This is a genomic window from Pseudomonas anuradhapurensis (assembly GCF_014269225.2).
GTDB lineage: Bacteria > Pseudomonadota > Gammaproteobacteria > Pseudomonadales > Pseudomonadaceae > Aquipseudomonas > Aquipseudomonas anuradhapurensis.
Genome location: NZ_CP077097.1, coordinates 53,266 through 77,459, shown reverse-complemented (window position 1 = coordinate 77,459; position 24,194 = coordinate 53,266). Strand labels below are relative to the sequence as shown.

The following is a 24,194-nucleotide window of genomic DNA, read 5'->3' as shown; positions in this document are numbered from 1 at the left end:
GATCTCCTGTAGGAGCGGCCTTGTGTCGCGATGGGCTGCGCAGCAGCCCCTTAGGCCGGCACAGCCTCCGCAGCCGCCTCCCGCTCCCACACCCGATGCCGTTCTACCGCTTTTACGAAGGCATCCACGGTCTTCTGCTCATCTCCCAGCAGCAACCCCTTGTCCTCTTTCAGCCCCAAGCTGCCCAAAAGCTCTTTGGACAACACCATCGCCTTCAGGTGCTTGTAGCTCTCCAACAGGAAGTGCCTGGCCAAGCCGCTGGCCGCCAGCGCATCGTTCGAAGCCTGGCCACCAGGCACGACAATCCCATCGAACATGATCGATGGCATCCCCTCCATGGAGGCATCCACCGGTAGTTGCTTGCCGTCCGCAGCCTTCACCGGTGCTGAGGTCGGCCCAAGAAGCAATGGTCGGGCACTGTGTGCTTCCAAGGCTTTGACCAGCTTGTCCACGCTGGCAGCGTCCACACCATCCGCCACCAGTACCGCGATCTTGCGCCCCTTGATACCGACCACACCCGGGTGATTCAGCTGGCTCAGCGCGGGCGACTGGGCCAACTGGCTGCCCTTCACCTGCACGGTACCCGCCGTTGGTGCGGGCAGGCCGAGGTTTGCCGCCACCGCCGCCGCCAGCTTGAGGTCGATGTTGGCCAGGATTTCGTTCACTTCCCGCGCCCGGATCGCCTCGCGCTCGACCTTGCCCAGCTCGAAGCTGTAGGCCTTGATGATGTGCTGCTGCTCGGTTGGGCTCATGCTCTGGAAGAACAGCCGCGCCTGGGAAAAATGGTCGCCGAACGATTCGCTGCGCTGGCGGATCTTGTATGCATCGATGCGCTCCTGGTAGCTCTCGAAACCGCCATCCTGCGCCGCCGGCGGGGTTTCTTTCGGCCAGCCGCCATCGATGGAGTTCGGCTCGTAGGAGGCGCGCCCTTTGTGTACCACATGCTGATGCAGGGCATCGCGTTGGTTGTTGTGGTTGGGGGCGACCGGGCGGTTGATCGGGATCTGGTGGAAGTTCGGTCCGCCCAGGCGGCTAAGCTGGGTGTCGGTGTAGGAGAACAGCCGGCCCTGCAGCAGCGGGTCGTTGCTGAAGTCGATGCCCGGCACGATATGGCCTGGGCAGAACGCCACCTGTTCCACTTCGGCAAAGAAGTTGTCCGGGTTGCGGTTCAGCACCATCTTGCCCAGCGGTGTAACCGGGACCAGTTCTTCCGGGATGATCTTGGTCGGGTCCAGCAAGTCGAAGTCGAACTTGTGCTCGTCGGCTTCCGGCACGATCTGCACACCCAGCTCCCACTCCGGGTAATCGCCCGTCTCGATGGCTTCCCACAGGTCGCGGCGCTGGAAGTCGGGGTCTTTCCCCGCCAGCTTCTGTGCTTCGTCCCACAGTAACGAATGCACGCCCTGACGCGGTTTCCAGTGGAACTTGACGAAGCTGGCCACGCCCTGGTCGTTGACCAGGCGGAAGGTGTGCACGCCGAACCCTTCCATCATCCGCAGGCTGCGCGGGATCGCGCGGTCCGACATTGCCCACATCACCATATGGGCCGACTCCGGCACCAGCGAGACAAAATCCCAGAAAGTGTCGTGGGCCGAGGCACCGGTAGGGATCTCGTTGTGCGGCTCCGGCTTCACAGCGTGGACGAAATCCGGGAACTTGATCGCATCCTGGATGAAGAACACCGGCATGTTGTTGCCAACCAGGTCGAAGTTGCCTTCATCGGTATAGAACTTGACTGCAAAACCGCGCACGTCACGCACGGTGTCGGCCGACCCGCGCGGGCCCTGTACCGTGGAAAAGCGCACGAAGACGGGAGTGATTTTTGCCGGATCGCGCAAAAAACCTGCCTTGGTCAGCGCTGCGTGGTCGCCATAGCTCTGGAAATAGCCATGTGCCCCGGTGCCCCGGGCATGCACGATGCGCTCCGGAATTCGCTCGTGGTCGAAGTGGGTGATCTTCTCGCGCATGATGAAATCTTCAAGCAGCGAGGGGCCGCGGTCGCCAGCCTTCAGGGTGTTCTGGTTGTCGGCGATGCGCACGCCCTGGTTGGTACGCAGTGCCTGGCCGGTGGCATCGCTGCGTACGTCTTCCAGGCTTTGCAGCTTGGCATTGGTATTGGCACGGTCAGGCGTATCGGTGCCGGCGAGCTGGCTGTGTCTTGGCGAATCCGTCTTCTTGCTGGGCATCGTGGCTCTCCTCATCCGTCTTCAGGCCGCCCTTCAGGGCATGTTCAAGTAGTGACTGGAGGCCGCTTGGTTGCGTTCAATTGACTTTACCGGTTGTCGCGATATGCCCGAAGGATTGGTGCAATACGAAATAAATGCTAAGAACAGCTATTGGAAAAGGCTAAAATGCGCGACCCCAGCCAACCGCTGACCCAAATTTCCATGCGCCCCACAAGGTTCGCTACGTGATCGAGTTCCAACAGGTACACAAGACCTACCGCGTTGCCGGTAGGGAAATTCCCGCACTGAATCCGACCACCCTGACCATCGAGAATGGCCAGGTGTTCGGCCTGATCGGCCATTCCGGCGCCGGCAAGAGCACCATGCTGCGCCTGATCAACCGCCTGGAAGAACCTTCCGGCGGCAAGATCATCGTCGACGGCGAAGATGTCACCGCGTTCAACGCCAGCCAGTTGCGCGGCTTCCGCCAGCAGGTCGGGATGATTTTCCAGCACTTCAACCTGCTGGCCTCCAAGACCGTCGCCGACAACGTCGGCCTGCCCCTGACCCTGGCCGGCGAACTGTCGCGCAGCGAAATCGACAAGCGTGTCACCGAGCTGCTGGCCCGTGTCGGCCTTTCCGACCACGCCAGGAAGTACCCGGCGCAGTTGTCCGGCGGCCAGAAGCAGCGCGTCGGCATCGCCCGCGCCTTGTCCACCAACCCGAAGATCCTGCTGTGCGACGAGGCCACCAGCGCCCTCGACCCACAGACCACGGCCTCGGTCCTGCAATTGCTGGCCGAGATCAACCGTGAGCTGAAGCTGACCATCGTGCTGATCACCCACGAGATGGACGTGATCCGCCGGGTGTGCGACCGCGTGGCGGTGATGGACGCCGGCCAGATCGTCGAGCAAGGCCCGGTGGCCGAGGTGTTCTTGCACCCGCAGCACCCCACCACCAAACGCTTTGTCCAGGAAGACGAGCAGGTCGACGAAGGCGAGCAGCGCGACGACTTTGCCCACGTGCCAGGACGCATCGTGCGCCTGACCTTCCAGGGCGACGCCACCTATGCACCGCTGCTGGGCACCGTCGCCCGTGAAACCGGTGTGGACTACAGCATCCTCGCCGGGCGCATCGACCGCATCAAGGACGTGCCCTATGGCCAGCTGACTCTCGCCCTGATCGGCGGTGACATGGAAGCGGCGTTCACCCGCTTCAAGGCAGCTGACGTACATATGGAGGTACTGCGTTGATGGACGCCCTGAATTTCTTCGCCAACGTCGACTGGGCCGAAATCTGGCTGGCCACCGTCGATACCATGATCATGCTGTTCGGCTCGCTGTTCTTCACCGTGCTGCTGGGCTTGCCGCTGGGCGTGTTGCTGTTCCTCTGCGGCCCCAAGCAGATGTTCGAACAGAAGGGCGTGTACGCGTTGCTGTCGCTGGTCGTCAACATCCTGCGTTCGCTGCCGTTCATCATCCTCCTGATCGTGATGATCCCGATCACCGTGCTGATCACCGGCACTTCGCTGGGCGTCGCGGGTGCCATTCCGCCACTGGTCGTCGGTGCCACACCGTTCTTCGCACGCCTGGTGGAAACCGCCCTGCGTGAAGTGGACCGCGGCATCATCGAAGCCACCCAGTCGATGGGCGCCACTACCCGCCAGATCATCACCAGTGCATTGCTGCCGGAGGCCCGCCCGGGCATCTTCGCGGCCATTACCGTGACCGCCATCACCCTGGTGTCGTACACCGCCATGGCGGGCGTGGTGGGTGCCGGCGGCCTTGGCGACCTGGCCATTCGCTTCGGTTACCAGCGTTTCCAGACCGATGTGATGGTGGTAACCGTGGTTCTGCTGCTGGTACTGGTTCAAGTACTGCAAAGCGTGGGCGACAAACTGGTCGTGCATTTTTCCCGTAAATAACCCCAATGGGGTCGGCCCGGCCGACCCGTTCGGGGGCCGTCGCGGCCCTCACAAGGAGTGATCAATGAAGAAGCTGCTTGCTGTTGTCGCCGCTGTCGCGGCCTTCTCGGCCCACGCCGAGTCCCTGACCGTCGCCGCCACCCCGGTGCCACACGCCGAAATCCTCAACTTCGTCAAACCTGCCCTGGCAAAAGAGGGTGTGGAGCTGAAGGTCAAGGAATTCACCGACTACATCCAGCCGAACGTGCAAGTGGCGGAAAAGCGCCTGGATGCCAACTTCTTCCAGCACCAGCCGTACCTGGATGAGTTCAACAAGGCCAAGGGCACCCAGCTGGTCAGCGTGACTGGCGTGCACATCGAGCCGCTGGGCGTGTACTCGGCCAAGATCAAGAAGCTGGACCAGCTGTCCTCCGGCGCCACCGTGGTCATCCCCAACGACGCTACCAACGGTGGCCGCGCCCTGCTGTTGCTGGACAAGGCCGGCGTGATCAAGCTCAAGGACAACAAGAACATCCTGTCCACCGTGAAGGATGTTGCCGAGAACCCGAAAGGCCTGAAATTCCGTGAGCTGGAAGCAGCCACCATCCCACGCGTACTGACCCAGGTCGATGCTGCCCTGATCAACACCAACTATGCGCTGGAAGCCAAGCTGAACCCGGAAAAAGACGCGCTGGTGATCGAAGGCAGCGATTCGCCATACGTGAACATCCTGGTCGCCCGCCCGGACAACAAGGACTCGGAGGCGATGAAGAAGCTGGCCGCGGCGCTGCACTCGCCTGAGGTCAAGCAGTTCATCAACGAGAAGTACAAGGGCGCTGTGGTTCCGGCGTTCTGATCCGAACTATCGCGCTGGATTTTTCGCGGGCACGCCCGCTCCCACAGGTACATCGCTAGCCTCAGGCCTGGTGATATCTCTGTGGGAGCGGGCGTGCCCGCGAAGCTTTTCAGGGGCCCCACTCAGTCCCGCTTCACCAGCCCCGGCAACTGCGCCACCAGTTTCTGGTTGTTGAACGGTGCCCGAATGAACCCGCGCTGGCGCCCGTCCGGCCCCACAACCGCCAGGTTGCCGCTGTGGTCCACGGTGTAGCCTGGCTTGCTGGTATCCGCCGGAATGAACGGAATGCTCAAGGCATTGGCCAGCTTCTGGGTATCCTCGATCGACCCCGCCACCCCGACGAAGTCCTTGTCGAAATAACCCAGGTACTGTTTCAGCTGGGTCGGTGTGTCACGGTTCGGGTCCACGCTCACCAGCACCACCTGCAGCCGATCGACCGCCTCCTTGGGCAGCTCGCTCTTGACTTGGCGCAGTTGTGCCAGGGTGGTCGGGCAGATATCCGGGCAATACGTGTAGCCAAAGAACAACAGCGACCATTTGCCTTTCAGGTCATCCAGGCGCACCGGCTGGCCATCCTGGTTGGTCATGGTGACGTCGGCCACGGCACGGCTCTGCGGCAGCAGGATGATGCCGGCATCGATCAGCTCGGTCGGATTGGGTTGGCCGCGGCCATTGAGCACCTTGTTGACGGTCAGGCCCAGAATCAGCGCGACCAGGGCAACGAGGATGAAGACGGTTTTCTGGGTTCGGGTCATAAGTTCAGCAACAGGTAGTGGTCAACGAGCAACGCGATGAACAGCGCGAACAGGTAGCCGATAGAGTACTTGAAGGTGCCGATCGCCGCGTGCGGCCGGCTGCCACGGTACAACACCCAGGCCCAATGGAGGAAGCGCGCGCCCAGCAGGACGGCACAGGCCAGGTACAGCGGGCCACTCATGTGGATGACATAGGGCAGCAGGGTGATCGCCAGCAGCACCAGGGTGTACAGCAGGATATGCAGCTTGGTGTAGCGCTCGCCGTGGGTCACCGGCAGCATGGGGATGTCGGCCTTGGCGTATTCCGCCTTGCGGTGAATGGCCAGGGCCCAGAAATGCGGTGGTGTCCAGGCAAAGATGATCAGCACCAGCAACAGCGGTTCGGCACTGACATGCCCGCTGACCGCGACCCAGCCAAGCAGCGGCGGGGCGGCCCCGGCCAGGCCGCCGATGACGATGTTCTGTGGCGTGGCACGCTTGAGAAAGCCGGTATAGATCACTGCATAACCCACCAGCGAAGCCAGGGTCAGCCAGGCCGTGAGGGGATTGGTGAACACCAGCAACAAGGCCATCCCCACCAGCGCCAGGCCCAAGGCAAACAGCAGCGCTGGCAGCGGCTCGACGCGCCCTTGGGCCAGAGGGCGCTTGTGGGTACGCGCCATCAACGCATCGATACGCCGGTCCACGACGTGATTGACCACCGCCGCCCCGCCCGCGCACAAGCCGATACCGAGGTTGCCGAACACCAGCACCTGCCACGCCACCCCGGCACGGGTGGCGAGCAGCATGCCCACCAGCGAGGTGATCAGCATCAGCACCACCACCTTGGGCTTGGTCAGTTCCAGGTAGTCGCGCCAGCCGGCACGTTGTCCCTGTGCTTTCAGAAGCGTCGCCACAGTGCATTCCTCGGGTGTGGGGCGACGCCCGCGCCGGCCATCGGCGTCAGGCGCCAGCCATGGCTGATATGAATTTGGTCAGCCACCCGGATGCGGTAGTTCAGGAAAACCATGGTCAGCAGCAGCAGCGCCCCGCCAGCGTTGTGCGCCACGGCGACGGCCAGTGGCAGGTGCAACAGCACATTGGCCAGGCCCAGGCTCACCTGTAGCGCCAACGCCAGCAACACCAGGCGCGCCAGGCCATTGAGCTGGTTGCGGTGCAGCTTCCAGCTGAGCAGCAACAGCACTAGCGTCACTGCCAGCGCTCCCAGGCGGTGGCTGATGTGGATAGCGGTGCGAGCGTCGCTGTCGAGCTGGCCGCCCAGGTAATTCGGGCCGACCTGCTGGGTCAGGTGGAAACCATTGCTGAAGTCGGCTGCCGGCCACCACTCACCGTGACAGGTGGGCAAGTCGATGCAGGCCACGGCGGCGTAATTGGAGCTGACCCAACCACCCAGGGCGATCTGGCCAATCACTATCAGCAACGCCAGCGCAGCGACCCGACGAAGGCTCAGCGGCAATTTTGGCAAAGGCGCAAATGCCCGGGATAGACGCAGGGACAACAGGAACAGCAAGCTCAGCGTGGTGAAGCCGCCCAACAGGTGGGCAGTTACCACTTGCGGCCAGAGTTGCAGGGTAACGGTCCACATGCCGAAAGCGGCCTGGGCCAGCACCACGCCCAGCAGCAGCAAGGGCAGACGATAAGGCTGGCCATCGCGGGCATGACGGCGCACCGCCTGGAACGCGAGCAGGGCGATTACCAGCGCCAGCGTACCGGCGAAGTAGCGATGCACCATCTCGGCCCAACCCTTGGCAGCTTCCACCGGGTGATCGGGAAAATGCAGCTCGGCATGGGCCAGCTGCGCTTCGCTCTTGGGCACGCTGATAAAGCCATAACAGCCTGGCCAGTCGGGGCAACCGAGGCCGGCGTGGGTCAGGCGGGTATAGGCACCGAGCAGGACGACCAGCAGCGCCAGCAAGGTGGCGAACACAGCAAGGCGGAATCCGGGTCTGGCCATGGCAGGCTCCTAGCCAATATTGGACAGCTTGAGCAGGTGGCGCAGGTCGTCCAGCACATGCTTGCCGTTGACCTTGGCGTCGTAGCGCAGCACCAGGTTGCCGTGCGGGTCGATGATCCACAGCTGCGGGCCGGCCTCGCCGACCTTCTGCAGGTAGCGTTGCGCATTCAGTGGGTAACGCTGCAACTGCGGGTACTCGCGGCCAAGCAGCGCCTGGTAGTCGGCGCTCAGCGGCTGCGCGCTGGCCAGCGCATGGCTGGCACGGCTGGCGTCACGGCCCAGGCCCACCTGGATCTGCCGGGCCAGGTACACCAGGCGCTGGCAATCGTCGGCACAGGCGGCGGGGGCACTCACCAGCAGCTGCCAGCGCTCGTCCTGGCCCGCCACGCCAAGATCGGCACGGCTCTCACCATTGCCAATCATCTCGCCGTGGTAGCTGCGACCCTCCGGTACCCAGAACTTGAGCTTGTACATGCTGGTGGCGAGGATCATCGGCCCGAGCACCACCAGGAGGATCAGGATCAGCTGCAAACGCCCACGGGCTCTGGGTTTGCTGCGTTCAGGCACGTCCAGTGGAGTGGCGGTGGCCATGGCGTTTCTCCTTGTTGTGGTGCCAGCCGAAGTAGAGGTAGAGCAGCACCAGCGCAGCCGCGAGGGCGAACCACTGCACGGCGTACCCCAGGTGTTTTTCCGGGCCCATGGCGACAACCGGCCAGTCCAGGCAATAGGCTGCCGGGCCGCGTTCCAGGCGCAGTTCGTGGGCGAAGCCTTCGCGGTCGAGTTGCTGCCATAGCTGTGCGGCATCAACGGCAGTCAGCAAATGCGGCCATTGCCCGCCTGTTGGGTCGGGGTGCAACTGGAACGAGCTGCCGGGCGTGACATACACCGAGGCGTCCAGCGCCAACGCCTGGGCCGGCGTATCGAAGTGCACCGGCACGCGGCGATCAGGCCATGGCAGCCAGCCGCGATTGACCAGCAGCCACAGGCCGCTGGCCTGGTCATGAAAGGGTTGCAATAACTCGACACCGGCCTGGCCATCGCGCAGACGGTTGTCCAGCAGCAAGCTGTGTTCGCCATCGAAGCGGCCATACAGGTGCACGCGGCGGAAGGCGTTGTCCTGGTCCGCGGTCAACTGGGCCATGGCCTGGGGCGCCTCGGCCCGGCGCTCGGCATAGGTGGCCAGCAGCGTGCGCTTTTCCGTGGCGCGGCCGAGCTGCCAGCAGCCCAGCGCGATCAGCCCCGGCAGTAGCGCAAGCACCACCAGGGTGGGTACCCAGCCCGGGCGAAACGGCCTCATCGGTGCCTCGCCAGGTCGCTCGCTATACTTGTCCACATCACCGCATCCCCCCGGAGTATCGCCATGCTCAAGGCCGCGATTGTCCTGATGCTGTTGGCCACGATTGCCAGCCTGTTCAGTGGGCTGGTGTTTCTGGTCAAGGACGACGAAAACTCGACCCGCTTGTTGAAGGCGCTGACCGTGCGGGTGACCCTGGCAGCCCTGACCATCGGCCTGGTCGCTTGGGGCTTCATCAGTGGCCAGCTGGTTTCTCACGCCCCCTTCTGATCCTACGAGACACCTTGTAGGAGCGGCCTTGCGTCGCGATGGGCCGCGTAGCGGCCCCAAAGGCAGCCAATGCGGCCTATCAGAGGTATCGGCGGTCGCAGGATTGGGGCCGCTACGCGGCCCATCGCGACGCAAGGCCGCTCCTACAGGGACCGCGCCGTTTGTCAAAGCACGTACACAAAGATGAACAGCCCCACCCACACCACGTCGACGAAGTGCCAGTACCAGCTGGCGGCCTCGAAACCAAAGTGTTTGTCCGGGTTGAAGTGCCCGCGCAGGATGCGCAGGAACATCACGATCAGGATGATCGTGCCAAGTGTCACGTGGGCCCCGTGGAAGCCGGTCAGCATGAAGAACGTCGCGCCATAGATCCCCGAGCCCAGCGTCAGCCCCAGCTTGGTGTAGGCCTCGTGGTACTCGTAGGCCTGCAGCGCAATGAAGCTGGCCCCCAGGACGATGGTCAGCGCCATCCACAATTTCAGCGCACCGCGGTGGTCACGGCGCAGCGCATGGTGGGCAATGGTGATGGTCACGCTGGAGCTCACCAGCAGGATGGTGTTGATCAGCGGCAGGTGCCACGGATCGATCACTTCCTTGGGCGGCGGGAACAGTTTCGGGTCCGGCGTGTGCAGCAGCGGCCAGGTGAATTCGAAGGATGGCCACAGCATGTGCGCCACCCCTTTGGCCCCTTCACCCCCCAACCACGGCCCGGCCAGCACGCGCACGTAGAACAGCGCACCGAAGAATGCCAGGAAGAACATCACCTCGGAAAAGATGAACCAGCTCATGCCCCAGCGGAACGAACGGTCCAGCTGCGGGCTGTACAGCCCCGCGCGGCTCTCCCGCACCACCGAGCCGAACCAGCCAAACAGCATGTAGGCCAGGAACAATGCACCAACGAAGAAGATCAGCGGCCCGTGCGACTCGGGGTGGCCGGCCTTCATGTCGTTGAACCAGGTCCCCAGGCCGAACACCGTGATGAACATGCCGATGGTGGCGATGATTGGCCATTTGCTCTGCGCCGGGACGTAGTAGTGCTGGTGACTTGCCATTGCTGTTCTCCTTCCCTTAACGGGCGCCCTGGACGTCTTGGGCCGCAACGTGCGCGACCGGCGGGTGGCGAGCGGTGATGTCGAACAAGGTGTAGGCCAGTGTCAGGTGCTTCACGCTGGCCGGCAGGTCGCGGTCGACGATGAAGCGCACTGGCATCTCGATGCGTTCGCCGGGCTGCAGCACCTGCTGGGTAAAGCAGAAGCACTCGGTCTTGTGGAAGTACGCCGCGGCCTCGGCCGGGGTGATGCTGGGGATGGCCTGGGCACTCATTGGCCGGTCGGTCGGGTTGTGGGCGACGAAAATCATCTGGTTCACCGCTCCCGGGTTGACCTCCAGCTGATCGGCCGTGGAGTAGAAGTCCCAGACCATGTCGCTGGCATTGGTCGACATGAACTGCACCCGCACCGAACGCGTCGGGTCGGCAAGCTGGCTGCCTTCATACTGCCCGCCGGTCTTGCCATTGATGCCGAAGGCCTTGCACATCACGTCGTAGATCGGCACCAGGGCGAAACCGAAGGCGAACATCACCACCGTCAGCATCAGCAGGCGCAATACCAGGCGTTTCAACGACAGGCCATTCATGGCAGCGTTCCTATTTCACTTCCGGTGGTGTCTGGAAGGTGTGGTAGGGCGCAGGCGAGGGGATCGACCATTCCAGGCCCTCGGCGCCATCCCAAGGCTTGGCCGGCGCTGGCGCACCACCGCGGATGCACTTGATGACGATGAACAGGAAGAACACCTGCGTGGCACCGAACATGAAGGCACCGATCGAGGACACCATGTTGAAGTCGGCGAACTGCAGGTTGTAGTCGGGGATCCGCCGCGGCATGCCGGCCAAGCCGACGAAGTGCATGGGGAAGAACGCCATGTTCATGCCCACGAAAGACAGCCAGAAGTGCAGCTTGCCGAGGGTTTCGTCGTACATGTGGCCGGTCCATTTCGGCAGCCAGTAGTAGGCCGAGGCGAAGATCCCGAAGATGGCCCCGGGCACCAGCACGTAGTGGAAGTGCGCCACCACGAAGTAGGTGTCGTGGTACTGGAAGTCGGCCGGCGCGATGGCCAGCATCAAGCCACTGAAGCCGCCGATGGTGAACAGGATGACGAAGGCGATGGCGAACAGCATCGGGGTCTCGAAGGTGAGCGAGCCCTCCCACATGGTGCTGACCCAGTTGAACACCTTTACCCCGGTGGGGACGGCGATCAGCATGGTGGCGTACATGAAGAACAGCTCGCCGACCACCGGGATGCCGACCACGAACATGTGGTGGGCCCAGACGATGAACGACAGGAAGGCGATTGCGCCGGTGGCGTACACCATGGAGGTGTAACCGAACAGCGGCTTGCGCGAGAACGCCGGGATGATCGAACTGACCGCGCCGAAGGCCGGCAGGATCATGATGTACACCTCGGGGTGACCGAAGAACCAGAACACGTGCTGGAACAGCACCGGGTCACCGCCACCGGCGGCACTGAAGAAGCTGGTGCCGAAATGAATGTCCATCAGCATCATGGTCACTACGCCAGCCAGTACCGGCATCACGGCAATCAGCAGGAACGCGGTGATCAGCCAGGTCCAGACGAACAATGGCATCTTCATCAGGGTCATGCCCGGGGCACGCAGGTTGAGGATGGTGGCGATCACGTTGATCGCGCCCATGATCGAGCTGATACCCATCAGGTGGATGGCGAAGATGAAGAAGGTGACACTGGCCGGGGCATAGGTGGTGGACAGCGGGGCATAGAAGGTCCAGCCGAAATTCGGCCCGCCGCCCGGGCTGAACAAGGTCGAGACCAGCAGCAGGAAGGCCGCCGGCAGCAGCCAGAAGCTGAAGTTGTTCATCCGCGGCAGGGCCATGTCGGGTGCGCCGATCATCAGCGGGATCATCCAGTTGGCCAGGCCGACGAAGGCCGGCATCACCGCGCCGAACACCATGATCAGGCCGTGCATGGTGGTCATCTGGTTGAAGAACGCCGGCTCCACGATCTGCAACCCGGGCTGGAACAGCTCGGCGCGGATCACCATGGCGAACGAGCCACCGAGCAGGAACATGATGAAGCTGAACCACAGGTACATCGTGCCGATGTCCTTGTGGTTGGTGGTCAGCACCCAGCGCATCAGGCCCTTGGCCGGCCCGTGTGCATGCTCATGGCCGTGGGCGTGGTCGTCGATCACTGCACTCATGTCCTGCCTCCTGCAATCCGCTGATTGCCGCGAGTAACCCGGTTCATTGCGCTTCTGCCTGCTTCAGCGCCAGCACGTCCTTCGGCGTGACCATGTCGCCCTTGTTGTTGCCCCAGGCGTTGCGCTCGTAGGTGACCACGGCGGCGATATCGACCTCCGACAGCTGCTTGCCGAACGCCGCCATGGCGGTACCCGGCTTGCCATGGAAGACGATGCCCAGGTGGGCCTCCTTGGGCCCGGTAGCGATCTTCGAGCCCTTGAGCGCCGGGAACATCGGCGGCAGGCCCTGGCCTTCGGCCTGGTGACAGGCTACGCAGGTGGTGTGGTAGATCTTGTCGCCGCGCTCCACCAGCTCCTGCAGGGTCCATTCCTTGCTGGTCAGTTCCTTGAGCTTGGCGGCTTCGGCCTTGCGCTCGCCGAGCCAGGTGTCGTAATCGGCCTTGGACTTGACCTCGACCACCACCGGCATGAAGCCGTGATCCTTGCCGCACAGTTCGGTGCACTGGCCACGGTAGATGCCGGGCTTGTCGATGCGAGTCCAGGCTTCGTTGACGAAACCGGGGATGGCATCACGCTTGACCGCAAACGCCGGCACCCACCAGGAGTGAATGACGTCGGCAGCGGTGACCAGGAAGCGCACCTTGGCGCCGACCGGCAGTACCAGCGGCTGGTCGACTTCGAGCAGGTAGTGCTCGTCCTTGGGTGCTTGGTTATGGATCTGGTCGGCAGGGGTGGCCAGGTTGCTGAAGAACTCCACGTCCTGGCCAAGGTATTTGTAGTGCCACTTCCACTGGTAGCCGGTGACCTGGATGTCGATGTCCGGCTCACTGGCGTCGTAGATGTTGATCAGGGTCTTGGTGGCCGGTATGGCCATCGCCACCAGAATCAGGAAAGGGACTACGGTCCAGAGGATTTCCACCCAGGTATGCTCGTGGAAATGCGCAGCCTGCTGGCCGGTGGAGCGGCGGTGGATGACCATCGACCAGAACATCGCGCCAAACACAACCACGCCGATGATCACGCAGATCCAGAAGATGGTCATGTGCAGGTCGAAGACGGCGTTGGAGACTTCCGTCGCCCCTGGGTGCATGTTCACGGTCCAGGCAGCGTTGGCCTGAGCAAAAACCGACCACAACAGGAGGCCCATCCAGACATGTGGATGTCGCATCATTGCGGGTTCCCCTTCTCGTTCTTGTTGTCCCGGAGGCGTGGCCTGCGGCAAGAGGGAACGGCGGTCAAGACTGCTGGCTTCGACGACCGAGCCCCTGCTAAAAGCAGTTGGGCCTCATCAACGAATCACGTTCACCGGGAGTATAGACAGCGACCAATGGCACGCAACGACACCCGTGAAATGAACTTCATGAAATGCCCGATCACCCCGGAAAACCGCGCACTTGACGGGGCATGGCGCGATAATGGCATTTCGATATGCCGGAGCATGCACAGCGTCGCGCCACTTATAACAAATGCGTCTTAGGTATTCTGTATACCGAGCTAATTTAGTGTCTTCCGTTTGAAACGTAACGTCCCTGGAGTTGTCATGAACATCGCTGCTGTACGCGAGCAGATTAGCCAAGCCCACGATCACGAAAGCCGTACCGGCCAGCTGAAAAAGCGTCTCGAGATACAACTGCCCCACCTGCATCCCTCGATCCAACTGCCTGAGCAGGACGCCCAGGGTACTTTGGCGCGCTTCGTCAGAGCCTACATCGACCAGGTACCGGAATTGCTGGAGGCGGCACACGAGGTCGCCCGTGAAGCCGGTATCGAATCGCAGATCACCCCTGTACTGAAGATTGCCGAGGCTTATTTCCTGCAGCCGCCAAGCATGGTGCAAGGGCATGTGGGGCTGGATTGCCTGCTGGATGAAGCCTACCTGGCTCACCGCCTGGTGGAGGAGGTCAACGACCTGTACATCCGCCATTTCAAGCAACCGCTGATACCTGTGGATACCACCGTGGCCAACCTGGTCGCCCACCAGTTGATTGGTGAAACCTTCGCCAACCAGCTGGATGAGGTGGTGCATCATTCGGTGGATCAGATGCTCGACGACGAGAGCTTCGCCAGCGAATCGGTGGAAGCCTATCGCGCAGCCCTGAGCAGCCCGCAGACAGGCGCGGCCTGGAAGCGCTGGCCGTGCCTGTCCCGTCAGTTGAACGTGGCGTTCGGCCAGACAGGCGCCTGACCCGCACGACCGTCCGGGGAAGGCGGTCCTTCTGCTGCCCATTCGGGCTCATCGCTACTGTCATCCCGCCGTCTGAAGGCGGCGCTTTACTATTTCAAGGTGATGACAATGACGATCAGAAGAAACCGAATGTTCACGGACCTGCTGCGTGGTACCTATGGCACGATATGGGGCAACTGGGGCCTCAACCCATCGATCAAGCCTGGCGCCGTCGGCATCGTCGATTCCGATTCCGGCGACTTCAAGCTGGTCGCCGATGCCCTGCCCGGCGTCGAGGTCAGCAAGAATCTGCAGAGCCGCAAGTGGGACTTCAAGTCCAGTGGCGTGACCTGCAGGAGCGTCAGCGCCAAAGGGCAGGGAGTGATCCTCGATCCGGGCACGGGGGTCGAGGTCAAACCGGATGCCGCACTGGAGTGGACCTTCGACAAGGAAAATGCCATTACCTCCGAGTTTGCCATCGCCGGTGAGCACAGCATCTGCAACCTTTGCGTGCTGGACGATCAGTACGAATGGCTGCTTGCCCAGGCACGCAAGGTGAACATGGCAACCAGCGCCGGTATATCGGAAGGTTTTGGCGTCGTCACCTCGGTGGTCTACGCCAGCAGTGGCCTGAATGCGGTGTCAAAGAAGAGCAAGGCAAGCTTCACCGTTGCCGGCAGCGCGACTGGCCTGAACCGGTTGCTCGGTGAAGAGGGCATTTCGGGCAACGGCAAGGCGAGCTACCTGTTCACCAGCAACTCAAGTGAAGTCGAGACACACACCCTGCCGGCCAAAAGCGGTGAAGTGGCAACAGCCCCCCTGCCTGTGGCCTATTACTTCGCATCGTACGCAGGCAGCCGGGTGTTGATTCCGAGCTGGGTCGGCAAGATCGGCGTATTGAACCTGCATGTCGACAGCAAGGCCTCGTCTCTGACTACCTACGTCACCAAAGTCACACTCGCCTACCAGACGCCCTCTGGCCCTGTGGAACATTCCAGCACCGTAATCGGCGGTAGCTCGGCGAGCTTTGGCGATATCCCGCTGACAGCCACCGAGATGGTGCTGACAGCGGAATTCGTCAACATCGGCGCCAATACCCGCAAATCGCTGAAGTGGAACACCCCCGCCACCGAGTGGCTGGGTGGCACCCGTACGGTCAACCTGACCGGTACCTGGCCGGGTTCACCAGAGATGATCGAGGTGAAGAACTGACCTCAGGCACCCGCCACGCTTCGCAGACGTCCCTCCACCCTGCGCTTGAGCCCTCGTTGTTCAATGCGCAGGATCGAGCCACTGGTTCTGCTCCAGTCCTCCAGCAGCTCCAGGCAGGAGTGGTCGATGTAGGTCAGGTTGGCCAGCGGCACATGCAACGTAGTCCCCGCAGGCACGCTATCGAGTACCTGGGTCAGGGCAGGTACCTTGAGGAAGGTTGCCGCACCGCTCAGGCGTAACTCCATATGGCCGCTGGTCTCGAGCTGGGCGAGGCTGATCTTCAGGCGTGCCGCCTTGAAGGCCAGCTTCAGCAGCGTCAGGGCAAAGCCCAGCAACACCCCGGTCAACAGGTCGGTAAAGATGATCGTCACGGCTGTTGCCACATAGGTGAACATCGGCATCCTGCCGTAGCGGCTCAGGCCGCGCAGGGCCTTGAAGTCGACCAGCTTCACGCCGGTGTACACCAGCACGCCCGCCAGGCTCGCCACCGGAATCTGCTGCAGCACGCTGCCCAGAGCCACGACGAACGCCAACAACCATGCGCCATGCAGAATGGCCGAAGCCCGTGTTTGTGCACCTGCCTGTACGTTGGCCGAGCTGCGTACGATGACGCCAGTCATTGGCAGCGCGCCCAGCAACCCGCAAAGCATGTTGCCAATCCCTTGTGCCGAGAGCTCACGGTCGAAGTCTGAACGTTGCCCGCTATGCATGCGATCCACCGCAGCGGCGGACAACAAGGTTTCGGCGCTGGCGATGAAGGCCAATGCGAAAGCGGCCACCAGCAGGGACGGATCGGCCAGCTTCATGAGGTCATCGGGGCGGATCCAGTCGATGGCTTCGGTCAGGTCCGTCGGCACCTGTACCCGGTTCACCGGCAGTGCCAGCCACATGGCGATAACCGTCATCGCTGCCACGCCCAACAAGGCACCGGGAACGAAACGCAGCTTGCGCGGCCGCAAGCGCTCCCACCCCCACATGATGGCGATGGTACCCAGCCCGAGTGCACCGGCTTGCCAACCAGAGCCCGCATTCTCCACCGGCAGGGCAGCCGCCACGGTCGAAGGAAATTCCACCAGGTTCTGCAGGCCCGAAGGCTGCGGTGTTGTGTCGAACATCACATGCACCTGGGACAGCACGATCAGCACACCGATACCTGCGAGCATGCCGTAAACAACCGCCGGGGCGGTGACACGGAACCAGCACCCCAGGCGCAGGCGCCCGGCCAGCAATTGCAGCAGGCCAGCCAGCAGCAAGATCGGCCCGAGCATGGCCATGCCATGCTGGCGCACCAGTTCGAACACCAGCACGGCCAGGCCAGCGGCCGGGCCACTCACCTGCAGCGGCGAGCCAGCGAGGAAACCCACGACGATGCCGCCGATGATGCCGGTAATCAGGCCTTTGGCCGGCGGCATCCCCGAAGCGATTGCAATACCCATGCATAACGGCAGGGCTACCAGGAAGACCACCACCGACGCCAGCAACTCACGCGGCAGGGCCGCTTTCAACTGTGTAATGTTCACCGTTGTTTCTCCTTTCTCTGTCACACAGCCATTCCCCTGGCCATGGGCACGTTTGCCCCTGACAAGCGCGCAGGCGCGGGCCGCCAGCAGGCATGCCGGCAGGGCAGTCAGGGAATTCAGGGCAGCCGAAAGCCGCGCCACACCCCAGCAGGGTGCAGCCGGCTATCAAGGTTCCAGCGGGTGGATGGGTCGCTTAGTAGCGGCCTCTCGGAGTAGCGCAGGGGACCGGCTCGCCAGCGGCAAGCGGCAGGAAGCTGTCGCTGGCAGCGTCGTAGGCTTCGATCTTGCTGGTCTCGATGTCGTAGACCCAGCCATGGATAAACAGCTCACCGGCTGCCAGGCGCGAAGCCACCGAAGGGTGAGTGCGCAGGTGATGCAACTGAGCGATGACGTTTTCCTTGGTCAGCACTTGCATCGTTTCGTGTTCGCTACCGCACGAACAGTTGTTCTCGACCACGGTGCGGGCCACTTCGGCGTGGCGCAGCCAGGCGGAAACGGTCGGCATCTTGGTCAGCGATTGCGGGTTGAGCACTGCACGCATTGCGCCGCAGTCAGAGTGGCCACAGACGATGATGTGGTGCACTTTCAACGCCAGCACCGCGTACTCGATAGCGCTGGAAACGCCGCCATTCATCTGGCCATAAGGCGGTACTACGTTACCGACGTTACGGGTCACGAACAGGTCGCCTGGCGAACTCTGGGTGATAAGCTCGGGAACGATGCGCGAGTCGGCGCAGGTGATGAACATGGCACGTGGGGTTTGCGCGGTGGCGAGCTTCTTGAATAGCTCTTGCTGCTCGGGGAAAACGTCATGGTGAAAACGCAGGAAGCCGTCGACGATGTGCTTAAGGGCGGCATCGGCGCTCTCCGCGGGGACCTGCGGAACAACCTTGGATGGGTCCTTGATGGGCATGATTCATCCTCTTGACGGTGTGTAGGTAAATCCATTTTACCGGTGAAAGATTTTGGCTATGCAGGGTTTTAGATGACGCGCATGGGCCATAGATCACAGTCGCTGCAAACTGATTTGCTACGCTAGCGGGGAAAACTTAACTGAAACTTAATTCGACAGCTCTAGAACGGCCGTTCCAGAACAAAGAGGCGGGAATTGAATAATAGCAAAAAACCATCAACTGCCAAGAGCCATTACCACAATTATTTGCTTGCATGAGTCTCACTGAGGGTTTGCAACGTGCGCTTTTCCCACTAGAACAGTGCCATCTGTCCACCGGGCGGGCAGAACGCCGAGCAATCCAGCGCCTGCGCTTCCCGTCCCTCGAAGTCCAGCCGTTTCATGGCCTTGGCGAACCGCTGCGCCAGTAAATCAGCGAACACCCCTTCACCGCGCATGCGCGCACCAAACCGGCTGTCATACAGCTCACCACCACGGCTCTGACGGATCAGGCTCAGGACGTGTGCCGCCCGTTGCGGGTAATGGTCCTGCAGCCACTGTTCGAACAACGGCGCCACCTCCAGCGGCAGCCGCAGCATCATGTAGGCCGCACTCTGTGCACCGGCCTCCCGGGCCGCTTCGAGCAGGTGCTCCAACTCACTGTCGTTGATCATCGGAATCATCGGTGAACACAGCACACCTACCGGCACGCCGGCCTCGCGCAATACGCGAATGGCACGCAACCTTGCCTTGGGCGAGGCCGCACGCGGCTCGAGCACCCGCTTGAGGCCATCGTCCAGGGTTGTCAGGCTGATCATCACCCGTGCCAGGCGCTGGCTGGCCATTTCGGCCAGCAGGTCGAGGTCGCGCAAGACCAGCGCGCCTTTGGTGACGATGGTCACCGGGTGGCGAAAGCGCAGCAGCACTTCGAGCAGGCGACGGGTCAACATCTGTTCCCGCTCGATTGGCTGGTATGGGTCGGTATTGGAGCCCAGGTTGATCGGCGCGCAGACATAACCCGGCTTGCTCAGTTGTTGCGCCAGCACCTCGGCAGCGTTGGTCTTGGCGATCAGCTTGGTCTCGAAATCCAGGCCGGGGGAAAGGTCCCAGTAAGCATGCGAAGGACGGGCGTAGCAGTAGATGCAGCCATGCTCGCAACCGCGGTAAGGATTGATCGAACGGTCGAAGGGCAGGTCGGGCGAGGTATTGCGGCTGATTACCGACTTGGCCATCTCGACCCGCACCTCGGTGCCCTGGGTTTGCGGCACCTCCTGGTACCAGCCGTCATCCTCCGCCACCGAATGGCTCGGGGCGAAACGGTTATACGGATTGTGCGCCGTACCACGGCCCTTTGGCGGTGCTGGATGAATCATGGCCCTACCTCGACACTGTATCCATACACAGTAAAGGGTGCGCCACGATCTTTCCAGCACCTCTGGTCAGCACACCTTCACGCCAAACCATGCCAGCGCAGGAATGCCGTAGGGCTCGCCTGTCGGCCAAGGAATGCCTCGATGCCTTCGCGCAATGGCCGCGATGCCCCTGGCGCGAACAGCGCCTCCTGCAGTTCACGGCCAGTCGCCCGGTCCAGCAGCCCTGCCGCTTCAAAGCGGGTGAACAGGTCGAAGGCGTGCACATCCGACCACAGGTACGCGTAATAGCCTGCATCGTAGCCATTCACCAGGTGGTCGAAGGCATGCGCCGGGTGCTCGAAGCCTGCCAGGGGCCAATAACCGCAACGCTCGCGAGCCTGCTCCAGGCGTTGCTCGAGCGTCCTGCCGTCGTTTGGCGTGGCATGCAGGTCCAGATCGAACAGCGCCAGGCTCAGATCACGCGCAATCTCTTCCACGCCTTGCTGGCGCAAGCGATACAGACATTCACCGACCCGCGCACGGTCAAGCGGCCTGCCATCCAGCTGGTGCGACGAGATCGCCACCAGGTAATCCGCGTCCCAGACCCAGCGCTCGAACAACTTGCCGACCAGTTCCACGCCATCGGTACCGAGTTCGGTAACGTTGGACATCACATGATTGGTCGTGCGCACCAGCAAATGGTGCAGGGCGTGGCCGAACTCATGGAACAGCTTGCGAAGCGACAGGTGGTCGAGCAACGGCTGGTCACCCGGCAACGCTTGCGGCACGTCACTGAAGACTACCACCGAGGCCGCCTGGTAGATCCCTTCGGCATCGACCCGGCGGTTGCGTATATAGGTGGTGAACACCGAGTCAGGCTGCTTGCCAGCATGCTGTACGGCATCCAGGTAGAGGAAACCGATGAAGGCGTTGTCCTGCCACACTTCGAACGGCTGCACGCTGTCATCCCAGGTGGCCAGCGGCCTGGGCTGCAACACTACGCCCAACAGCTGCTCCGCCAACTGTTGCAACGCAGTGACGACGGCATTGAGCGGGAAGTATTCGCGCAGGGTTTCGGTGGTGAGAACAGCAGTGTGCCCTGCCTCGAGGTAGGCAATGTCCCAGGGCTGCACAGGCGCCAGCCCTTGGGCAGCCGCCCGGCGTTCGATTTCCGCGCGCCGTTGCAACATGCCAGGGCGGACTTGGTCCGCCAGGTGGCGAAGAAAGCCCCGTACCTCGTCCACCGCGCCCGCACTCTTCACCAGCAGGCTTTGCTCCAGATGGCTGGCGAAGCCAAGCAAGCGCGCCTTTTCGTCAAGCCACGTCGCCAGTTGCTGCAAGTGCAAGCGATTATCCTGCCCAGGCTCGTCACTGACCCCGCGGGCATGGTAAGCGCGATACACACGCTCACGTAACGGGCGGTTACTGGCGTACTTGAGCGCGTCATCAGTGGCCACGCTTTCACAGGCGATCAACCAGCCCGACTCCCCTGCTTCCCGCGCGCGTTCGGCCCATTCATCGCGCACCCGCTGCGGGATGCCGCTCAGCTCGGTTTCATCGGTGATGCTCAAACCTGGCCGGTTGATATTGGCGCGGAAAGCCTCGCGTGCAGTGCCGATTTGCGCCTGCAGTTGGGCCAGGCGCGCCTTGCCGGCGGCGTCGAGCTTCGCACCATTGGCGTTGAACTTGTCCAGATGCCAGCGCAAGGTCGCGCGTTTGCGGGCATCCAGCTGCTTGCCGATATCGCTGTTGGCAAGGCGCTCATACAGCGCCTGCAGCGCAGAGTTGGCGAACTTCTGGTCGAAGCGTGCCGTAACCCTGCCATAAAACCCGATAATGGCATTGGCCCAGTCATCATCCCGGCCAACCAGGGGTGAAGCGGCGTACAGCACTGACAGCAGCTGGGCATCCAGGCCATCCACCGCCAACACCATGTCATCCCAGGTAGGCATCGCCTTCTGGTCGCGGATGATGCGGTCGATGCCTTGCTCATGTGCCAACAGCACATGCGCGAAGGCAGCAGCCATGTTTTCCAGGGTGATCGCCGAATAATCGACGGGGATATGGCTATTTTGCAGAAGCGGGTTGTCCATGACGCTACACCTTGCTCGTAGTGGGGAGCAGGGGAGCTTGCAGGGTTGCTGCGCGGCACGAGGCCTGACTATCTACCACCCGGGCATGCGCCCGGGCGGCACTGCGGCTTCAGTCAGCCGGTTTCTTCAGCTTCGGGTTGGGGAAGAACTGCACGGTCTGAACCTTGGCGGGCGCCGCTTTCGGTGCCAGCTGGTTGACCCGCGTGCCGAGTTCCTTCGGCACCGACAGGCCCTGCTCGTTGAGGGTGTCGGTAAAGCCGCAGGCCACGCACTCGCGGTGCGGTACGCCGTCTTCGTTCCACATCATCAACTTGTCGGTCTCGCTGCATGCCGGGCACACCGCGCCGGCAATGAAGCGCTTCTTGGTCTTGTTCACGGCTACCTCACTCATGCTGCAGCGTCCTCGCTCAGGCCACTGTGGCGCAGCAAGGCATCGATGGAAGGTTCACGGCCACGGAAGTCGACGAACAGCACCATCGGCTCGCGCGAACCGCCGCGAGCCAGAATCGCCTCGCGGAAGGCGCGACCGGTCTCGGCATTCAGCACGCCCTCTTCCTCGAAGCGCGAGAAGGCATCGGCAGACAGCACTTCGGCCCACTTGTAGCTGTAGTAGCCGGCTGCATAGCCGCCCGCGAAGATGTGCGCAAAGCTGTTGGGGAAGCGGTTGTACGCCGGCGGGCGCATCACCGACACCTCGTCACGTACGCCTTCGAGTACCTGAAGCACACTGCGACCATCGCCATGGCTGGCGTGCAGTTCGAAGTCGAACAGCGAGAACTCCAGCTGGCGCACCATCATCATGCCCGACTGGAAGTTCTTCGCCGCCAGCATCTTGTCCAGCAGGTCCTGCGGCAGAGGCGCACCGGTTTCAAAGTGGCCGGATATCAGCGCCAGGCCTTCAGGTTCCCAGCACCAGTTTTCCATGAACTGGCTGGGCAGCTCGACAGCGTCCCAGGCCACGCCATTGATACCGGAAACACCGGCATGCTCGATGCGGGTCAGCAAGTGGTGCAGGCCGTGACCGAACTCGTGGAACAGCGTGGTCACTTCATCATGGGTCAGCAAGGCCGGCTTGCCGGGCGCAGCCGGGGTAAAATTGCAGACCAGGTTGGCCACAGGGCTCTGCAGGCGGCCATCGGCCGTGCGGCGACGGTCACGGGCGCCGTCCATCCAGGCACCGCCACGCTTGTTGGCGCGAGCGTACAGGTCGAAGAAGAAGCGGCCGATGTGCTGGCCGTTTTCCTTGATCTCGAACAGGCGCACGTCCGGGTGCCAGCTGTCGAAGCCCTTGAGTTCGGCAATTTCGATGCCGTACAGGCGCTGAACGATGCTGAACAGACCACCCAGCACCTTGTCGATCGGGAAGTAGGCGCGCAGGGCCTCCTGCGACACGTTGTAGCGCTGTTCACGCAGCTTTTCGCCGAAGTAACCGGCGTCCCAGCTGGCCAGCTCGGGGCAGCCCTGCTCGGCGGCATAGGCCTTGAGCTGCGCCAGGTCCTGTGCGGCGAACGGCTTGGAACGCTTGGCCAGGTCGCGCAGGAAGCTCAGCACCTGGTCGCTGGACTCGGCCATCTTGGTGGCCAGGCTCAGTTCGGCGTAATTTTTGTAACCCAGCAGTTCGGACAACTCCTGGCGCAGGGCGAGGATTTCCTGCATCACCGGGCCGTTGTCGAACTGACCGGCATTCGGGCCCTGATCCGAGGCACGGGTGCAGTAGGCGGCATACAGCTCTTCGCGCAAGGCGCGGTCATCGGCGTAGGTCATCACCGCGTAGTAGCTGGGGAACTCCAGGGTGATCAGCCAGCCGTCGAGCCCCTTGGCCTGGGCTGCTGCCGCCATCTGCGCCTTGGCCGAGTCGGTCAGGCCGGCCAGTGCGGCTTCGTCGGTGACGTGCTTGGTCCAGGCTTGGGTAGCGTCGAGCAACTGGTTGGAGAAGCGGCTGCCCAGCTCGCTGAGCTTGCTCTGCACTTCGGCGTAGCGCTGCTGCTTGTCCGCCGGCAGGTCGATACCCGACAGGCGGAAGTCACGCAGGGCATGCTCGAGGATAGTCTTCTGCGCCACGTCGAAGCCGGCAGCCTCCGGGCTGTCGATCAGCGCCTGGTAGGCTTCGAACAGCGCTCGGTTCTGCCCAAGTTCGGTAGAGTAGGCGCTAAGCGCCGGCAGGCATGACTCATAGGCCTCACGCAGCTCGGGGCTGTTGCACACCGCATTGAGGTGGCTGACCGGGCTCCAGGCGGCGCCCAGGCGATCGTTCAATTCGTCCATGGCCAGCACCAGGCCAGCCCAGGTAGGGTTCTTGCCCTGCTTTTCGAGGATCTCGGCAATGGCTTTACGGTTGTCGGCCAGGATCGCTTCGATCGCCGGCAACACGTGTTCGGCACGGATTTGCGAGAAGGGCGGCAGATCGTAGGACTGCAGAAGCGGGTTGTTCGCACTCACGGTTTGGATACCTTGGCAGAAGAAACACTGGCCCATCTTAATTACAATCGACGCCGACCGCAGCAGGCAGCCTGCCTATCGGCACAGATG

General features: G+C 62.5%; 22 protein-coding genes. 6 read left to right on the top strand and 16 right to left on the bottom strand.

All coding sequences use genetic code 11. The features are described from left to right. Positions 1-50: 50 nt before the first annotated feature. Positions 51-2,186 carry a catalase HPII gene (gene katE, locus HU763_RS00380; protein WP_186690234.1) on the bottom strand — a complete coding sequence of 712 codons (2,136 nt, stop codon included), beginning with the start codon at positions 2,184-2,186 and terminating at the stop codon, positions 51-53. A gap of 224 nt (positions 2,187-2,410) precedes the next feature. On the opposite strand from katE, the gene HU763_RS00375 reads away from it, so the two are divergent. The 3 genes from HU763_RS00375 to HU763_RS00365 all read left to right on the top strand — a co-directional run bounded on the left by HU763_RS00375 (position 2,411) and on the right by HU763_RS00365 (position 4,924). Beyond that, positions 2,411-3,418, top strand: coding sequence for a methionine ABC transporter ATP-binding protein (locus tag HU763_RS00375; RefSeq protein WP_170027661.1), 1,008 nt, complete (start codon positions 2,411-2,413; stop codon positions 3,416-3,418). After that, on the top strand, positions 3,418-4,089 hold the full coding sequence (locus tag HU763_RS00370; RefSeq protein WP_009683598.1) for a methionine ABC transporter permease: 672 nt from the start codon (positions 3,418-3,420) through the stop codon (positions 4,087-4,089). The genes HU763_RS00375 and HU763_RS00370 overlap by 1 nt, the downstream gene beginning before the upstream one ends. A 64-nt stretch (positions 4,090-4,153) precedes the next feature. Further along, positions 4,154-4,924 carry a MetQ/NlpA family ABC transporter substrate-binding protein gene (locus tag HU763_RS00365; protein ID WP_170027657.1) on the top strand — a complete coding sequence of 257 codons (771 nt, stop codon included), beginning with the start codon at positions 4,154-4,156 and terminating at the stop codon, positions 4,922-4,924. A 122-nt stretch (positions 4,925-5,046) separates the two neighbouring features. Here HU763_RS00365 and HU763_RS00360 read toward each other — a convergent pair whose 3' ends face one another. Genes HU763_RS00360 through HU763_RS00340 form a run of 5 tightly spaced genes read right to left on the bottom strand, consistent with a single transcriptional unit; the run spans position 5,047 to position 8,930 of the window. Beyond that, on the bottom strand, positions 5,047-5,679 hold the full coding sequence (locus tag HU763_RS00360) for an SCO family protein (RefSeq protein WP_170027655.1): 633 nt from the start codon (positions 5,677-5,679) through the stop codon (positions 5,047-5,049). Beyond that, a complete protein-coding gene (gene cyoE / locus HU763_RS00355) occupies positions 5,676-6,575 on the bottom strand; it encodes a heme o synthase (protein WP_186690236.1) in 900 nt (299 codons plus the stop codon). The genes HU763_RS00360 and cyoE overlap by 4 nt, the downstream gene beginning before the upstream one ends. After that, on the bottom strand, positions 6,560-7,633 hold the full coding sequence (locus tag HU763_RS00350) for a COX15/CtaA family protein (protein ID WP_186690238.1): 1,074 nt from the start codon (positions 7,631-7,633) through the stop codon (positions 6,560-6,562). The genes cyoE and HU763_RS00350 overlap by 16 nt, the downstream gene beginning before the upstream one ends. Before the next feature lie 9 nt (positions 7,634-7,642). Further along, positions 7,643-8,224, bottom strand: coding sequence for a hypothetical protein (locus HU763_RS00345; protein WP_186690240.1), 582 nt, complete (start codon positions 8,222-8,224; stop codon positions 7,643-7,645). Continuing rightward, positions 8,193-8,930 carry an SURF1 family protein gene (locus HU763_RS00340; protein WP_186690242.1) on the bottom strand — a complete coding sequence of 246 codons (738 nt, stop codon included), beginning with the start codon at positions 8,928-8,930 and terminating at the stop codon, positions 8,193-8,195. Before HU763_RS00340 ends, HU763_RS00345 begins: the two co-directional genes overlap by 32 nt. A 63-nt stretch (positions 8,931-8,993) precedes the next feature. Between HU763_RS00340 and HU763_RS00335 the strand changes: the two genes are divergently transcribed. Then, positions 8,994-9,197 (top strand): twin transmembrane helix small protein, encoded by a 204-nt coding sequence (locus HU763_RS00335; RefSeq protein ID WP_003258925.1) that lies wholly within the window; start codon positions 8,994-8,996, stop codon positions 9,195-9,197. 164 nt (positions 9,198-9,361) lie between these two features. Here HU763_RS00335 and HU763_RS00330 read toward each other — a convergent pair whose 3' ends face one another. From HU763_RS00330 to coxB, 4 genes are read right to left on the bottom strand one after another with little or no spacing between them, the layout of a single operon-like run. Continuing rightward, positions 9,362-10,249 carry a cytochrome c oxidase subunit 3 gene (locus HU763_RS00330; RefSeq protein WP_170027644.1) on the bottom strand — a complete coding sequence of 296 codons (888 nt, stop codon included), beginning with the start codon at positions 10,247-10,249 and terminating at the stop codon, positions 9,362-9,364. Positions 10,250-10,265: 16 nt separating this feature from the next. Beyond that, positions 10,266-10,832, bottom strand: a complete 567-nt coding sequence (locus tag HU763_RS00325; protein ID WP_170027642.1) for a cytochrome c oxidase assembly protein — start codon at positions 10,830-10,832, stop codon at positions 10,266-10,268. Between the two features lie 10 nt (positions 10,833-10,842). Beyond that, positions 10,843-12,432, bottom strand: a complete 1,590-nt coding sequence (gene ctaD / locus HU763_RS00320; protein WP_170027640.1) for a cytochrome c oxidase subunit I — start codon at positions 12,430-12,432, stop codon at positions 10,843-10,845. A gap of 43 nt (positions 12,433-12,475) precedes the next feature. Then, complete coding sequence (gene coxB / locus HU763_RS00315) at positions 12,476-13,603, bottom strand: cytochrome c oxidase subunit II (protein WP_186683858.1); 1,128 nt, start codon at positions 13,601-13,603, stop codon at positions 12,476-12,478. A gap of 369 nt (positions 13,604-13,972) precedes the next feature. Between coxB and HU763_RS00310 the strand changes: the two genes are divergently transcribed. Together HU763_RS00310 and HU763_RS00305 are read left to right on the top strand one after the other, a co-directional pair. Beyond that, entirely contained in the window at positions 13,973-14,617 is a 645-nt protein-coding gene (locus tag HU763_RS00310; RefSeq protein ID WP_170027636.1) for a hypothetical protein, read from the top strand. A gap of 102 nt (positions 14,618-14,719) precedes the next feature. Next, positions 14,720-15,808, top strand: coding sequence for a hypothetical protein (locus tag HU763_RS00305; protein WP_225931911.1), 1,089 nt, complete (start codon positions 14,720-14,722; stop codon positions 15,806-15,808). Positions 15,809-15,810: 2 nt separating this feature from the next. On the opposite strand, the gene HU763_RS00300 is transcribed toward HU763_RS00305, so the two are convergent. The 6 genes from HU763_RS00300 to prlC form a co-directional block, all read right to left on the bottom strand. Continuing rightward, positions 15,811-17,328 (bottom strand): SulP family inorganic anion transporter, encoded by a 1,518-nt coding sequence (locus HU763_RS00300; protein ID WP_186683859.1) that lies wholly within the window; start codon positions 17,326-17,328, stop codon positions 15,811-15,813. 193 nt (positions 17,329-17,521) lie between these two features. After that, positions 17,522-18,241, bottom strand: a complete 720-nt coding sequence (locus HU763_RS00295) for a carbonic anhydrase (RefSeq protein WP_063912352.1) — start codon at positions 18,239-18,241, stop codon at positions 17,522-17,524. 293 nt (positions 18,242-18,534) lie between these two features. After that, positions 18,535-19,593 (bottom strand): PA0069 family radical SAM protein, encoded by a 1,059-nt coding sequence (locus HU763_RS00290; protein ID WP_186683860.1) that lies wholly within the window; start codon positions 19,591-19,593, stop codon positions 18,535-18,537. Positions 19,594-19,670: 77 nt separating this feature from the next. Next, positions 19,671-21,665, bottom strand: a complete 1,995-nt coding sequence (locus HU763_RS00285) for a M3 family metallopeptidase (RefSeq protein WP_186683861.1) — start codon at positions 21,663-21,665, stop codon at positions 19,671-19,673. A gap of 109 nt (positions 21,666-21,774) precedes the next feature. After that, positions 21,775-22,056 (bottom strand): YheV family putative zinc ribbon protein, encoded by a 282-nt coding sequence (locus tag HU763_RS00280; protein ID WP_170027626.1) that lies wholly within the window; start codon positions 22,054-22,056, stop codon positions 21,775-21,777. After that, positions 22,053-24,140 carry an oligopeptidase A gene (gene prlC / locus HU763_RS00275; protein ID WP_186683862.1) on the bottom strand — a complete coding sequence of 696 codons (2,088 nt, stop codon included), beginning with the start codon at positions 24,138-24,140 and terminating at the stop codon, positions 22,053-22,055. The genes HU763_RS00280 and prlC overlap by 4 nt, the downstream gene beginning before the upstream one ends. Positions 24,141-24,194 lie beyond the last annotated feature (54 nt).